This is a genomic window from Campylobacter concisus (assembly GCF_902460575.1).
Lineage (GTDB): Bacteria > Campylobacterota > Campylobacteria > Campylobacterales > Campylobacteraceae > Campylobacter_A > Campylobacter_A concisus_AW.
The window spans coordinates 479,356-494,036 of record NZ_CABPUY010000003.1 but is presented as its reverse complement, the minus strand read 5'-3'; the positions used below and the strand labels follow the sequence as shown (position 1 = coordinate 494,036).

At 39.0% G+C, this 14,681-nt stretch carries 15 protein-coding genes, 1 other RNA gene and 1 pseudogene; 10 read left to right on the top strand and 7 right to left on the bottom strand.

Annotated elements, in window-relative coordinates:
* Positions 1–30: 30 nt before the first annotated feature.
* The gene (locus tag F3G76_RS08880; RefSeq protein WP_149706481.1) at positions 31–651 is read left to right on the top strand and encodes a DNA alkylation repair protein; all 621 of its coding nucleotides are present in this window, start codon (positions 31–33) and stop codon (positions 649–651) included.
* Here the strand turns inward: F3G76_RS08880 and coaE are convergent.
* Positions 641–1,243 carry a dephospho-CoA kinase gene (gene coaE / locus F3G76_RS08875; RefSeq protein ID WP_149706480.1) on the bottom strand — a complete coding sequence of 201 codons (603 nt, stop codon included), beginning with the start codon at positions 1,241–1,243 and terminating at the stop codon, positions 641–643. The two genes, F3G76_RS08880 and coaE, sit on opposite strands and share 11 nt — an antisense overlap.
* A gap of 79 nt (positions 1,244–1,322) precedes the next feature.
* Here coaE and purM point away from each other — a divergent pair, with 79 nt between their 5' ends.
* The 3 genes from purM to F3G76_RS08860 are packed head-to-tail and all read left to right on the top strand — an operon-like array spanning position 1,323 to position 2,951.
* The gene (purM, locus tag F3G76_RS08870) at positions 1,323–2,306 is read left to right on the top strand and encodes a phosphoribosylformylglycinamidine cyclo-ligase (protein ID WP_149706479.1); all 984 of its coding nucleotides are present in this window, start codon (positions 1,323–1,325) and stop codon (positions 2,304–2,306) included.
* The gene (locus F3G76_RS08865) at positions 2,303–2,530 is read left to right on the top strand and encodes a hypothetical protein (protein ID WP_149706478.1); all 228 of its coding nucleotides are present in this window, start codon (positions 2,303–2,305) and stop codon (positions 2,528–2,530) included. Before purM ends, F3G76_RS08865 begins: the two co-directional genes overlap by 4 nt.
* Position 2,531: 1 nt before the next feature.
* A complete protein-coding gene (locus F3G76_RS08860) occupies positions 2,532–2,951 on the top strand; it encodes an RDD family protein (RefSeq protein WP_149706477.1) in 420 nt (139 codons plus the stop codon).
* A gap of 379 nt (positions 2,952–3,330) precedes the next feature.
* Here F3G76_RS08860 and F3G76_RS08850 read toward each other — a convergent pair whose 3' ends face one another.
* Positions 3,331–3,765, bottom strand: a complete 435-nt coding sequence (locus F3G76_RS08850; RefSeq protein ID WP_009295127.1) for a hypothetical protein — start codon at positions 3,763–3,765, stop codon at positions 3,331–3,333.
* A 113-nt stretch (positions 3,766–3,878) separates the two neighbouring features.
* Here F3G76_RS08850 and ffs point away from each other — a divergent pair.
* Positions 3,879–3,976: signal recognition particle sRNA small type (ffs, locus tag F3G76_RS08845), an RNA gene on the top strand.
* On the opposite strand, the gene F3G76_RS08840 is transcribed toward ffs, so the two are convergent.
* The 5 genes from F3G76_RS08840 to dnaA all read right to left on the bottom strand — a co-directional run bounded on the left by F3G76_RS08840 (position 3,963) and on the right by dnaA (position 10,728).
* Complete coding sequence (locus F3G76_RS08840) at positions 3,963–5,198, bottom strand: HD domain-containing protein (RefSeq protein ID WP_103607235.1); 1,236 nt, start codon at positions 5,196–5,198, stop codon at positions 3,963–3,965. The genes ffs and F3G76_RS08840 overlap by 14 nt on opposite strands.
* Complete coding sequence (gene queF / locus F3G76_RS08835) at positions 5,198–5,815, bottom strand: preQ(1) synthase (RefSeq protein ID WP_223227452.1); 618 nt, start codon at positions 5,813–5,815, stop codon at positions 5,198–5,200. The genes F3G76_RS08840 and queF overlap by 1 nt, the downstream gene beginning before the upstream one ends.
* Positions 5,816–5,869: 54 nt before the next feature.
* Positions 5,870–8,179, bottom strand: a complete 2,310-nt coding sequence (gyrB, locus tag F3G76_RS08830; RefSeq protein ID WP_103568670.1) for a DNA topoisomerase (ATP-hydrolyzing) subunit B — start codon at positions 8,177–8,179, stop codon at positions 5,870–5,872.
* 17 nt (positions 8,180–8,196) lie between these two features.
* Entirely contained in the window at positions 8,197–9,264 is a 1,068-nt protein-coding gene (gene dnaN, locus F3G76_RS08825; protein ID WP_107850074.1) for a DNA polymerase III subunit beta, read from the bottom strand.
* A 153-nt stretch (positions 9,265–9,417) separates the two neighbouring features.
* Positions 9,418–10,728: a chromosomal replication initiator protein DnaA gene (gene dnaA, locus F3G76_RS08820; RefSeq protein WP_103614207.1), complete on the bottom strand. Its 1,311-nt coding sequence runs from the start codon at positions 10,726–10,728 to the stop codon at positions 9,418–9,420.
* Positions 10,729–10,850: 122 nt separating this feature from the next.
* On the opposite strand from dnaA, the gene ruvC reads away from it, so the two are divergent.
* The 5 genes and pseudogenes from ruvC (at position 10,851) to luxS (ending at position 14,681) form a co-directional block, all read left to right on the top strand.
* The gene (gene ruvC / locus F3G76_RS08815; RefSeq protein ID WP_087583362.1) at positions 10,851–11,330 is read left to right on the top strand and encodes a crossover junction endodeoxyribonuclease RuvC; all 480 of its coding nucleotides are present in this window, start codon (positions 10,851–10,853) and stop codon (positions 11,328–11,330) included.
* A 16-nt stretch (positions 11,331–11,346) separates the two neighbouring features.
* Positions 11,347–12,036, top strand: coding sequence for an MOSC domain-containing protein (locus F3G76_RS08810; RefSeq protein WP_021092626.1), 690 nt, complete (start codon positions 11,347–11,349; stop codon positions 12,034–12,036).
* Positions 12,037–12,141: 105 nt separating this feature from the next.
* Positions 12,142–12,891, top strand: a pseudogene (locus F3G76_RS11175) (cache domain-containing protein); the annotation flags it as partial.
* 39 nt (positions 12,892–12,930) lie between these two features.
* Positions 12,931–14,067 (top strand): methyl-accepting chemotaxis protein, encoded by a 1,137-nt coding sequence (locus F3G76_RS11170; RefSeq protein WP_411160717.1) that lies wholly within the window; start codon positions 12,931–12,933, stop codon positions 14,065–14,067.
* A gap of 98 nt (positions 14,068–14,165) precedes the next feature.
* On the top strand, positions 14,166–14,681 hold the full coding sequence (gene luxS / locus F3G76_RS08800) for an S-ribosylhomocysteine lyase (protein ID WP_149706475.1): 516 nt from the start codon (positions 14,166–14,168) through the stop codon (positions 14,679–14,681).

The following is a 14,681-nucleotide window of genomic DNA, read 5'->3' as shown; positions in this document are numbered from 1 at the left end:
AGAGTTATTAATAAATTTAAAGGAGCCACTTTGAAGAGCTACATCTTAAATTTAGAAAAAGAGCTTTCTTTGATAGAAAATGGCTTTAAAGAGCAAGAAAGAAGGGCTTTGGCTGACTATAAAGCAAAGGGAGCTGAGTACTGCAAAGGGCTTGCATACCTAGCATACGGCTCGAAGCTCTATCAAGTGCGGATGTATGCTGTTTTTCTCTTTGGGCACCTATCAGATCGTGAAGAAATTTTGACGTTTATGAGGGATGAAGTCTCAAAAGATGAAAACTGGAGAGTTCAAGAGGTGCTGGCAAAGGCATTTGACGAGTTTTGTAAAAAAATTGGCTACGAGCAAGCACTTTTAACGATCGATGAGTGGCTAAAAAATGGCAATGCAAATGCAAGAAGAGCCGTAACAGAGGGGCTTAGGATATGGACAAATAGGCCTTATTTTAAAGATAACCCAGATGAGGCGATTAGGCGCCTAGCCAGCCTAAAAGAAGACGAAAGCGAATATCTTAGAAAGTCGGTTGGCAATGCTCTAAAGGATATAAGCAAGAAATTTCCAAATTTAGTAAAAGTCGAGCTTGATAGCTGGGATTTGGGTAGTAAAGAGGCCATGCAAACATATAAATTTGCTAGTAAATTTATCAAGAAATAGCGCAAATTTGCTTTAGAAATTTCTCTAGCTCAAGCTTTAAATTCTCCATGTCGCTGCTATTATCTATAACAAATTTTGCCATTTTTCGCTTTTTCTCGATGTCCATCTGAAGCTCTACTCTAGCTTTTGCATCCTCTAAATTTAAACCATTTCGGCTCATTAGACGGCTTAGTAAAAGCTCTTTTGGCGCATAAATCACGGCTACATTTTTAAACTCATCGTAACGCTCCTTTTTTTCAAAAAACAAAGGGATATCGACAAAATAAATCTCCCCCAAGCGCTCAAACTGCGAAGCTTTGAAAAAAATTTCAGCTTTTATCTTCGGATGTAAAATTTGCTCTAAATTTTTAAGCTTTTTTGGCTCGTTAAAGACGATGGCGCCCAGTTTTTTGCGCTCTATCTTGCCATTCTCATCTAAAATTTGCTCGCCAAAAGCTTCTATTATCTCTTGCTTGCAAATTTCAAGCTGCTCGTGCGCGATCATATCAGCGTCGATCACGCTAAAGCCTCGCTCTTTTAGTAAATTTACAACCGTGCTTTTGCCGCTGGCGATCGAGCCTGTGATGACGTAGGCGTTTGGAAATTTCTGCAAAGTCTCTCCATTTTTGAAAATTGATAACAATTTTAGCAACTTTTGGCTAAAGTTTTAAAAAATAACCAAAAGGGCGAAAATGATAAGTTATAAAGATGCCGGAGTTGATATAGATGCCGGAAATAGCTTTGTTGAGGCGATTAAGCCTTTTGTAAAATCGACACAAACACCAAACGTCATAGGCGGTATCGGATCATTTTCAGGTGCGGTCAGACTACCAAGCGGATATAAAAATCCAGCCATTTTAGGCGCGACAGACGGCGTTGGCACGAAGCTACGTCTTGCTATCGACGCTAAGAAATTTGACGGCGTGGGCGAGGATCTAGTCGCTATGTGCGTAAACGACCTCATCTGCAACTTCGCCACACCACTCTTTTTCCTCGACTACTACGCGACTGCAAAGCTTGAGATCGAAAGCGCAAAAGAGGTGGTAAAAAGCATAGCAAATGGCTGCAAAAAGGCTCAGTGCGCGCTGATAGGCGGTGAGACAGCCGAGATGCCGTCGATGTATGAAAAGGGCGACTTTGACCTTGCTGGATTTGCCGTGGGTATCGCTGAGGCTGACGAGATTGATAGGAGCAAATTTGTAAAATCTGGTGACGTTTTAGTCGCACTTCCTAGCAGTGGCCTGCACTCAAATGGCTTTTCGCTTGCAAGAAAAGTAGTAAGCGAGCTTGGGCTAAAATTTGATGAAAAAGTGGGTGAGCGCAAACTTATCGACGTTCTTCTTGAGCCAACTAGAATTTACGTGAGCGACTTTTTAAACTTAAAAGATAAGATCACCGCAATGGCGCATATAACTGGTGGCGGCATAGTTGAAAACCTGCCTCGCGTCTTTCCTGCTGGGCTTGGTGCGAAGGTGCAAAAAAGCACTATAAAAACGCCTGAAATTTTTAAAATCCTCGCACAAAAAGTAGAAGATAGCGAGATGATGAGGACATTTAACATGGGCGTTGGCATGATCCTTGTTGTGCCTAAAGAAAACGTTGATGCTGTGCTAGCAAATAGCGATGGCTACGTGATCGGCGAAGTGGTAAACGGCAAGGGTGTTGAGCTAGTTTGATACAAGAATTTAGCGAAAAACGTCTGCTAAGGACCGAAAATAAGAGCTTTTTTGATCTTAGCATTTATGAATATATAGGCTATTTTGGTGTACTAGAAAGCGATATCAAAAAACTTGATCTCTATAGTCACTGGTGCAAGGTCTCGCGCACCTCTACTATGCTTTGCGTCACGCATGATAACGGCGAGAAATTTAGCCAAATTTTTATAAATACAGGAAAGTAACTTGGCAAAGCAAAAGGCGAAAATCGCACCGATCTGGGCTAGAGTAAAGGCTTCTATCATCGATCTTTTCATCATCGGTATGCCAGTATTTTACATCAGCACATATCTCGTTCTTGGCGGTAAAGAGGCCTTTTTAAACAACCAGCTTGCTATCTTTGTGGTAAATAGCATCATCTCACTTATAATGTGCCTCTTTTTTAGCATAAAGGCACAAACTCCGGGCTACAAAGCACAAGAAATTTATCTCATAAATTTACAAACCGGTAAAAAGCTAAGCCTTCTTCACGCGATCTTGCGTCAAATTTGCTTTGCATTTGCCGGCTTTAGTATCATCGGACTTTGCCTTTGTTTCTTTAGAAAAGACAAGCTAAATTTACACGACATCATAACCCACTCAGCCGCCGTGCAAAAAACAGCTTAAATTTACTTCACTCCGTGCCAAAGTAGGCGGTTTTTGCATAGCTTTGTGTCGATACTCTCTTTTATAATGGAGCAGATATACTCTTTAAAAAACCCTATGGCTTACTTTAGGCTCTTGTCCTTTGCAGGGTAGCAAGAAAGTGCAACCAGTCCCACTCATCACAAGCGGACTAATCTATGCTCTTAATTTTTTATCTTGGCAACAGCTTTATCACAAAATAATGTGCATTTATCAATGTAAATTTAGCTGATGAATTGTTGTTTCAAATTTTTGGTCATAAATCGCCCAAACTAGCTAGATAAATAGAGAAAATCAAGGTCAAAATTGAATAAATTTAACTACAAGCTACGAAAAATTTTTGATTAAATTTGAATGAAATTTAAGCGCTTTGTGAGTAGAGTTTGACCTCGTTTATCAAAAACTCATAGACTCTTTGCTGCACTAAAATTTCCTCCTCGCAGCCACTCATCAAGCGGCGAAGGTGCGAAAAGTCTATCTTTTTAGCATATCTTTTGTGGTCTTTCATATCTTTATCTATGCTTAAAAGAAGTGTGTCAAGCGTGATCCTATCGTTTCTTTTGACCCTTGCCACGTACTCTCTAACGGTTTGGATTAAGAAGTCTTTTCTGGTCTGATCGTTTTCATAAATTTCATTTACGATGTCATTTAAAATGAAAAAATCATCCTCATCTGGGTCAAATTTAGCCGAGATAATAGCAGCAAAAATTTTGGCACGAAACTCTAAAGACTTGTGATGATAGACAAAAAAATCTCTAAAGGCCGATAAAAAACGAAGTTTGATCTTTCCTGACATTGCCCTACTTTTGGTGAAATTTATGTGAGATTATATACTCTTAAAGCTAAATTTTTAAAAATGTAACTATAAAACTAAATTTAAGTATAGTTTTTGTATGATTGCGAAGCTCCTTCTTAGACCTGTGCAATGCTTTTTATGAGCACCGCTTCAGGGTGGGAACACAGCAGAGCACTTGTATTAAGTGTGTGCCGCAGTCATCTGAGAGGGGGTCTTTCTAAACCAAAATGCTCGTTAAAATCATCGCAAATTTCTAAAAAATCCACTCCGTCGATCTTAGGTTTTTCGCTAAAAAATTTATACATATTATTAAAGCCATCAGTTAGCTCTTTTGACTTCACACCGTAGCTTATAGAAATTCCAGCTTCGATATAGGCTGAGAGTTTGTCACAGTATTTTAGCGCTTTGCCATCGATCGGGTTAAATTTATCCTCATTTACGTTCTCCATAGTCCCTTCGTGGCAGATGATCTTGCGCTCATAAGTCCTATTTTCAAACTCATCTTTTATAAATTTCTCGCCATCTTTTCTGATGCCAAGGATGTAGCTAAACTCATCTTTGATCTTTTCTGGCACAAATGGCAAAATCCTCTCATCAATAAGCCTCATCTCATACTCGCTGATGATCTCATTTAGCCCCTTTACGCCGTATTTTACAGGGCTTATGATATCCCTTGTGAGGCTCTCTGGCAGGTCGTGAAATAGTGCGCAAAAGAAGTTATTTTCTAAGCGTTTTTTACAAGCTTTTGCTTTTAGTGAGTAAAAGTAGCTAAGTATCGCAACAACTAGCATATGTCCTAAGACTGCAGTTTCAGGGATGCGAGGCGTTTGTGCCCAGCGCTTTTGAAATCTTAGCCTGCCACTTAGATCAACAAGACGGGCTAGTTTTTGATTCATAGCGATCTTTCTAACGCCAATTAACTCGTAATAATCCTCCATCTCCTCCTCAACCTTTGCCTTAAGTTCGTCGATATCGCTTAAAAACTGGCTCGTTTGATAGACGATAGAAAATTCCCACCTCGTGGCAAGATAGCTGGCTGCTTTTAGTATAAGGCGCTCTTTTTCGTGAGTTTTGTCGTTTTTATAGTGGTTTTTAAACCTCTCCAAAAACTCGCCGCCCTCGATATCTGAGATGAGCGTCTCAAGGTTGCTTAAAACCCAGCTATTTATCTGATCTTTTTTTGTCTTTTGGATGTGGTGAAAGACGTCAGGGCGTATGTCTGTGACTACAACCCTGCTTAAAAACTCAAAAATTCCAGCCTCGATGATGTAGTTCATATCGGCATTTTGTTCTTGTTTTGCTATGAAATAAGCGATGATAAATTTATGAGCCTGTTTGTCAAGCTCGACTAAATTTGTCATCTTTGGATAATCGTTCCAACGTGATATAGATGCTGCTTTAAAGATATGTTCTATAAGCTTAGCACTTATCATTATTTATCCTTTTTGACTACTTTTGGCTTCTTATCATCGGCATAGCTTATCTTTCTAAAGCCCTCTTTGTTTGAGCTTCTTCTTGGTTTGTCATCTTTTTTAAATTTATCATCTCTGCTGCCTCTGCTGCTAGCGCGATCGCTTGAGCTACGTCTCTCACGTGGCTTGTCGCTAAAGCTTCTCTCCCTACTTCTTGGAGCGTATTCTTTCTCTTCAGCTGGTTTTTTTACCACTAGATCAGAGCTGATCTCGATAACCGTATGGACATTTCCACGTGGGTTAAAGTCACCAACTATCTTCATAAATTTAGGCTCAAGTTTTTTCTCTAAAACAGAGTAAATTTCATTTATACTATCTTCGTGGCTGATGTTGCGGTTCATAAAGCTATTTATATAAAGCTTTATCGCTTTTAGCTCAACAACTAGCTTATTTGGGATATACTCAAGGTATATGGTCGCAAAGTCAGGATAACCAGAGCGAGGGCAAAGGCAGCAAAACTCAGGCAGAGTGATCTTTATGACATAGTCCCTTGTTTGCTTATTTTCCCAGACCTCAAGGTCACTCTCTACGTCAAATTCTTTTAAAATTTTCTCGCCATACTTCATCTCTTCACTCACTCTTTATCCTTTATATTTTTGCTAACCAGGTCAAATTTAAATTTGATCACCTTTTTATATATCCAAGTGTTTAACGTCTTTTGCGTGGTCTTGGATGTAGTTTCTTCTTGGCTCGACCTCATCGCCCATGAAGAGATTAAACGTATCAGAAGCGCTTATAGCGTCGTTTATATCGATCTTTAAAAGTCTTCTATTCTCAGGGTTCATCGTAGTCTCCCAAAGCTGCTCAGGGTTCATCTCACCAAGACCTTTGTAGCGCTGGATATATGCACCTTTCTTCGCATTTTTCTCAACTTCATCAAGCACATCTATAACGTCACTATGCAAGTCTAGGCCACGCTCTTTTATCTTTTGGCTGATGTAAAGTGCCTCTTCGTAGAGTGGATTTGTAAATAAATTTTCATTTACCACAAGCTCTTCTAGGCCGCTTTCAGTTTGGACATAAATTCTAACCTCATCATCGCTAACGTAGTGGTTTAGGATGTTGTGACCCTCAGCTTTTAAGAAGTCTCTTAAAATTTCAAAAATTTCATTGTAGCTTTTTGAGACGATGTCTGGATTTTCTATCATATAGCGGATCGCTGAAAGGACGTTAAAGCGTTTTTCAAGCTCTTTTAAGACGCTTCTATAAGCTGCAACGATCTTTAAAAAGTCGATCAAATCCGCACTACCAATGCCCTCTATATCAACGCCCTCGATGCCAGTTTCGATAAGAAATTCGTTTAGTGCCTTTTCATCTTTTAGATAAATTTCTTTTTTACCTTTTTTATAGCGGTAAAGTGGCGGCTGAGCTAGGTAGATGTGGCCATTTTCTACAACTTTATTTAAAAATCTAAAGAAGAAGGTTAAAAGTAGCGTCTGAATGTGGCTACCATCGACGTCAGCATCGGTCATGATGATGATCTTATGATATCTAAGCTTTTCAGCGTCAAATTCATCTCCGATGCCGCAGCCTAGAGCTGTTATCATATTTTTTATCTCATCAGATTTTAAAATTTTATCCAGTCTTGCCTTTTCAACGTTTAGAATTTTACCCTTAAGCGGCAATATCGCTTGAAAAACTCTATCACGCCCTTGCTTTGCAGAACCGCCCGCAGAGTCGCCCTCCACTAGATATAGCTCGCTAATTACTGGGTCTTTACTCTGACAATCAGCTAGTTTGCCAGGGAGTGTGCCTACGCTCATGCTCTCTTTTTTGCGAGTTAGATCCCTAGCTTTTTTAGCGGCCTCGCGACCACGAGCTGCCATTAGAGCTTTATCCATTATCGCTCTTGCTTCGATAGGGTTTTCTTCAAAATACTTTGTAAGCACGTCAAAAACCATCTTTTGAACGATAGGTTTTACGTAGCTTGAGCCTAGTTTGCCCTTTGTTTGTCCCTCAAACTGCGGCTCTGGCACCTTTACGCTTACAACTGCGATAAGTCCCTCGCGGATATCTTCGCCAGTTATCTTTGTATCTTTTTCACGTGCAGCAGCGTTTGCTTGAACGTAGTTTGTGATAACTCTTGTAAGGCCCGCTCTAAAGCCAGCTTCGTGCGTACCGCCATCTGGAGTTTTGATATTATTTACAAAGCTTAGTAAATTTTCACTATAAGTGTCATTATAAAGCAGCGCAAAATCAACCATAACATCATCTTCACCGCCGCTAAATGAGACAGCTTTGCTGACAGCGTTTGCCTTGTTCATATCAGTTACAAAGCTCTCAAGTCCGCCCTCAAAATGAAAGCTCTCGCTTCTGCCATTTCTTTGATCTTTGAAATTTATAGTTATCTTTGGGTTTAGATAGGCTAGCTCACGAAATCTTTTTACTAAAATTTCATCGTCAAATTCAGTCACTTCAAATATACTATCATCTGGCCAAAACTCAACCTGCGTACCTGTGCGGTTTGTAGTCTTTATAACTTCAAGATCGCTTTGTGGGATGCCTTTTGCAAATTCTTGTCTATGAAGCTTGCCATCACGTTTGATATTTACGATTAGCTTTTTAGAAAGGGCATTTACGACAGATACACCAACGCCGTGAAGACCACCAGAGACTTTATAAGTGTCCTTGTCAAATTTACCACCAGCGTGAAGCACAGTTAGAACAACAGTCGCAGCTGAAATTTTCTCAGTCGGGTGCATATCTACTGGGATACCACGACCATTATCACTAATGATCGCTGAGCCCTCACGTGTAAGCTCAACATCTATCGTATCGCAGTATCCTGCCATCGCTTCGTCGATAGAGTTATCAACGACTTCGTAGATCATATGGTGAAGACCGCTTATGTTAGTATCGCCTATATACATGCCTGGGCGCTTCCTGACCGCCTCAAGACCTTTTAGTACTTTAATATTTTCTGCGCCGTAATTATTTTCCATCATAAACCTTTTTTAACTTATATATTTAATGGACTTATAACCGTTAAAAGCTCTTTTGAGCTAACAACGAAAGGTAAATTTTTATCTTTAAATCCAAACTCAAATTTCTCATCTTCTATGCTTTGTAAGAAGTCTATTAAATTTCTATTTTTTACATTTATGCTGATATCTTCTTCAAGTCCAGTTTGAAACTCTATCATCGTTTTGGCTTCTGAGTTGTCCTCTATGATGCTCTCAAATGTGATGCTCTCTTTTGAAAAAGTTATCTTCATCTGATCGCTTAGCATAGAAATAGTCTTGATACCCTCAACCATCTTATCTCTGCTTAGCTCAAATCTTATAGCAATATCTTTTGGTATAACGCGCTCATAGTCAGGGAATTTGCCATTTATCAGTTTTGTGAAAAACTCAAAATTTTGGCTTTGAGCGATGAGGACGTTTTCATCATAGTAAATTTCTATCTTGTCGAAAAATAGCTTTTGAATTTCATTTATCGCCTTTTTAGGGATGATCAGTGAAAATTCATTGCTCGCTTCATTTGCAAATTTAAATACAGCTAGCCTTTTTGTATCGGTGCCTACTATATTTATATAGTTTTGTTTTATATCTAGTAAAGCGCCGTTTAGCTCAAATTTAGGGTTATTGCTATCAATGCATGGCAAAATTTTCTTTAAGCTTCTGCCTAACATTATGGCGTCTATGTTAAATTTAGCCTTGCCTTCTATCGTTGGAAACTCTGGGAAGTCTTCAAATTTATACATAGGAAGTTTGTATTTTGAGTTTTTTTGCTTGATGTAAAGATAGTTATTAACAGTTTCAAGCGTCACCTCTTCATCTTTTAGGCTTTTTATGATGTCAAGTAGCTTTTTACCATTTGCAGTTGCATAGCCCTCATCAACGATCTTTGCGTTGCTTAGTTTATATGCTAGTCCTATCTCGTGATCAGTCGCTTTTATGTTTAAAACCCCATCTTTAACTGAAATGTAGATGTGAGAAGTGATAGCACTAAGATCTCTTTTTTCGAGATATGGATTAGTGTTTGTTACTATGCTCTCAAGCATATTTTTGTTTATTAAAACCTTCATTAAATACTCCCTCTTATTTTTAATTTTCTTTTTGTTGTATTAGTTGGTAGCGTGAAAGTGTGAAAAGCATCTTTTCTCACGCCAGCATCGTTATTTAAAATGTGAAAAGAATTTTTCATTTCTTCACATTTATTCACGAATTTCATTCTGTTTTTATCCTTTTGTTAAAATTTTGTTCTTTATCTCAGTCACTCTGAGGTTGAAAATTTCGTTGCTCTCCATGAGCTCGTTTATCTTTTTTATATTGTGACTAACGGCGCTATGGTCTTTCATACCAAAATAGTTTGCGATTTGAGGCATTGAATTTGTAGTAAGCATCTTCGCAAGGTAGATGATGATACGTCTAGCCTCTACGATGTTTTGCACTCTTGACTTGCTTTTTATGTCGCTTGGCTTGATGTTTAGCTCTTTGCTAACGATCTCTATAATGGTTTCAAGATTTATATTTTCATGCTTCTCTTTGATAAGATCTTTTAGCGTGTTTTTAGCAAATTCAAGCGTTATATCAACTCTCATCAAGCTTGCGTAGGCGTTTAAATTTATGATAGCGCCCTCGATCTCACGGATATTATCGCCCATGTTTGTAGCGATGTAGTCGATCACTTCTTTGTTTAGATAAATTTTGTCAAATTCACACTTTTTGATGATGATGGCTATCTTTGTATCAAGCTCAGGTGGCGTGATATCAGCCATTATGCTTTGTTCAAACCTAGACTTTAGCCTCTCATCAAAGCCTTTTAGTATCTTTGCTGGGCGGTCTGAGGTCATGACTATCTGACCTTTTTTGGCGATGAGCTCGTTAAAGGTGTTGAAAAACTCCTCTTGAATTTTATCGGTTTTACCTAAAAACTGAACGTCGTCTATTAGTAAAACGTCGCAGTTTCGGTATTTCTCACGAAATTTAGTCATCGAGTGGCTATTTAGATGTGTGGTAAAATCAATCATAAACTGATCGCTTGTCACGCAGATAACGACCTTGCCTTGATCTAGGCAGTAGTTGCCAACTGATTGAAGCAGGTGCGTCTTACCAAGACCAGTTGTGCCATAGATAAAAAGTGGGTTGTAAAGCACGCCAGGCTTATCTGCGACTGCCTTTGCGTTTAGAAATGCAAACTGATTTGAGTCGCCGCAGACAAAATTTTCAAATGTATATCCAGGGTTTAAAATGCTGCTTTGCGCCTTGATCTGCTTTACATTTACTTGGTTTTGCTTTATGTTTTTTAGCTTTGTTTGGCTAGTTATCTCGACTTCTGGCTTTTTGCCGGTTTTTACTTCGTAAAGGTAGGCGATCTTTTCTGCATATCTAGTTTTTATAAATTTAGCCATCAATTCACTCGTGGCGTTAAAAACTATAAAATCTTCGTTTGAAGCCTTTTCGTTAAATTTTAATTGTTTGATGTAGCAGTCAAATTCATTAGCGGATATTTTTGTCTGTAAAAGCTCTAAAATCTCGTCTGCTAGCAAATTTAAACCCTTTTGAAGTAATTAATTTTATTAGCGATTTTATCTTAAATTTAATAAAACCTTTGTTAAACTCCGACAAACTTTTTCACGGCGTGAAAAAGTCGTGAAAAAGTATTGAAAAGATTGTGATGAAAATTTTAGGAATCGATCCAGGCACGAAAAATTGCGGTTACGCGATACTTGAAAAGAGTAAATTTAAAACTATACTTCTTGAAGCTGGGCTTATAAAGATAAAGCCAAACACGCTTCAATACCAAATAACAGAGCTTTGCGAGGGGCTTGATCTTATCTTTAAAAACCATAAATTTGACGAGGTCGCGATAGAGGACATCTTCTTTGCCTACAACCCAAAAACGGTTTTAAAGCTAGCTCAGTTTCGCGGGGCACTTAGTCTTAAAATTTTGCAGCTTCATGGGGACTTTGCCGAATATACGCCGCTTCAGGTAAAAAAAACTGTCACTGGCAAGGCAAAGGCTGACAAAGAGCAAGTGGCATTTATGGTAAAGAAAATTTTAGGCATAAACAAAGAGATAAAACCGCTTGATATCACCGATGCCATCGCGATCGCGCTAACTCACGCGAATAATTTAAGAATAAACTAAATTTGATAGGAAAAATATGGCAACACTAAAAGCTTTACTAATCGGTGATGTGAAAAACTACGGCTCGCAAAATGCAACTGATAAGCTAAATTTACCTTGGAGCTCAGCTATTTTTAAAGTGGCTCAAAATGGCGAAATTTTCGCAAATGAGCTTGGCTTTGAGGGCGATAGCGTCGCTGATACGAAGCATCATGGCGGCCCTGAAAAGGCAGTCTTTGCAAATTCGTTTGCAAACTACGCCGAGTGGGAGAGATTTTTAGGATTAAAAAATATGGCTTATGGTGCGATGGGGGAGAATTTATGCGTTGATGGGCTTGATGAGAGCTGCGTCTATGTGGGCGATATCCACAAGGTGGGCTCGCTTGTGCTTCAAGTCTCGCAGCCTAGAAAGCCATGCTTTAAGCTCTCAAAAAGATGGGGCAATGAAAATATGGCTACTCACATCTTTGAAACAGGCCTTACTGGCTGGTACTACCGCGTCCTTACGCCAGGATCGTGCAGGGCAGGCGACGCGATAGAGGTTGTAGAGAGTGACCCAGTTCATATGAGCATTTTAGAGATAAACAGGCTCTTTTACGCGCCAAGTGAAAATTTAAATTTACTAGAGAAATTTAACACCCTCACCACTCTTACAAATGGCTGGCATGATGATATGAAAAGACGCATCGAGGGAATTTACAGCACCGAATTTATGAGAACACTATAAACATTTATACTTTTGCTCCGATTTTGTTTTACAAATGAATTTCAAACAAAATTTAAAGGAGCATAGGTGTTTAGGTCTATCACAAATAAGATAGCACTCGCCTTGATGATCTTACTCATCATCTCGTTTTGCGCTATCTCGGCGGTTAGTTATTTTACTTCAAAGGACAAGATCGTTGAGCTTGTCAGTGGCAAAGAGGATCAGGTTCTCAAAGATATAAAGAGTGTTTCAAACACTTTTTTTGATGAAAATTTAGAGCATATCAAGAAAATTTCATCAGTCGTTGAAGGCGCTCAAAGTGGCGATGAGATAATGAACTTTGTCTTATCAGAAAAAAAGGTCGCAAACTCTGCGGTGAAATATGTCTATTACGGCGATGAGGATGGACACTTCTTCCAATCAGATGGTAAAAGAACAACCGTAGCTGACAACTACGACCCAAGAACTAGAGGCTGGTATAAGAGCACAAAAGAGAAAAATAAAGAAATTTATACCGAGCCAAGGGTCACTTCTACAAATGATCTTGTTATGAGTTTTACTGCTCCTGTTACTAAAAATGGTAAATTTGTTGGCGTTGTTGGTATAGATATAGATGTAAAAAAAGTTAGTGACAAGATCATTGAGATAGGCAACACTGGCGATGGCGGATATGCCTATATAATGAAAAAAGATGGCACTATGCTCTTTTCTGACGTAGCTTCAGAAGTTGGTACTATCTTGCCAGCTACTAAGGTCGTCTCAGAAAAATATAACAATAAAGAATTTGACGAAAATGGTCTGATCTCATATAAAAACTCTAAAGACCAAGATGTGACGGCTAAAATTTTACCTATCAACGATGATGGCTGGCTAGCAACCGTTGCCATAGGTGCGGATACTTTTTCAAAGCATACTATGCCTATCTTAAAAGCTCAGCTAACCCTTGCTGTGGTATTTATAGTAATACTTTCAGCCATTGTATTTTTCCTACTAAAACGCTCGCTTAAACCTATCAGCGTTATCCAAGAGAAGCTTTCTGATACGTTTAAATTTATCACTTATGAGAGTAGCACTGCTCCAAGCAAGCTAGACATCCACACGACTGATGAATTTGGCGTGATGAGCGAGGAGATAAACAAAAACATAGACAAAGTCATAGCTGGCATCAAAAAAGATAACACCATGCTTGAAGAGCTAAATGTGGCTGCAAATAACATGATAAGAGGAAATTTAGGCGTCAAACTAAGTGAGAATCCAAACAACCCATCACTTATCAAGTTAAAAGATCTGCTAAATACCTTCTTTAGCTCTATCAGCCAAAATTTAGGTAGCGTCATAAATATCCTAAAAGCCTACTCAAATAACGACTACACCGCTAAGATCGAGCTAAGAGATGACATAGAGGCTGATCTAAAGGCTATGATAGTTGGCATAAATAATGCAGGTGATGCTATAAGCGCTATGCTAAATAGCAACCTAAATCAAGCTCAAATTTTAGAAGAAAAGGCGACTATGCTTGCTGAGTCTATGAGAAATTTAACTGATGGTGCGAGCAAACAAGCTGACTCTATCCAAGAGAGCGCGGCTGCGGTTGAGCAGATGTCAAGCTCTATGAATGCTATCTCACAAAAGACAGGGGACGTCATAAGACAAAGTGAAGAGATCAAAAACATCATCGTCATCATCCGTGACATCGCTGATCAGACAAATCTGCTTGCTCTAAATGCCGCCATAGAAGCGGCTCGCGCAGGTGAGCATGGACGTGGCTTTGCGGTCGTGGCTGATGAGGTTAGAAAGCTAGCTGAAAGAACACAAAAATCTCTAGGCGAGATCGAGGCAAATACAAATGTCCTTGCTCAATCAATCAACGAGATGAGTGAAAGCATAAAAGAGCAAGCTGAGGGCATAAATATGATAAATAGAAGTGTTGCCCAAATAGATAACGTCACAAAAGAAAATAGAAGCGTTGTTAGTAACACAAACGACGTAACTAGCGAGATAGATGGCATGGCGAAGGTCATACTAACAGACGTTAGAAAAAATAAATTTTAATACCCAAAAATACTACTAGGCTCATGTAAATTTACGTGGGCCTTTAAATTTTTAAATCTTTTTTACGCTAAAATTACCAAAAATTTAAAGGAGAATATATGCCACTACTTGATAGTTTTTGCGTAGATCATGTAAAGATGAAAGCCCCAGGAGTTAGACTAGCAAAGAGTATGAAGACCCCAAAGGGCGATGATATCAGCGTTTTTGACTTGAGATTTTGCAAGCCAAATGAGGAAATTTTGCCAGAAAAGGGCATCCACACTTTAGAGCACCTATTTGCGGGCTTTATGAGAAACCATTTAAATGGCAACGGCGTGGAGATCATAGACATCTCGCCGATGGGCTGTAGGACTGGCTTTTATATGAGTGTGATCGGCACACCTAGCGAAGAAGCTGTAAAAAAGGCATGGCTTGCTTCTATGAAAGATATCTTAGAGGTCAAAACTCAAGATCAAATTCCAGAGCTAAATAAATTTCAATGCGGCACTTACAAGATGCACTCACTTGATGAAGCACACGCCATAGCAAACAAAATTTTAGCACAAGGTCTAGTCATCATAAATAACGATGAGATCAAGCTTGACGTTGATGCTATGGGACTAAAAAAGCACTGA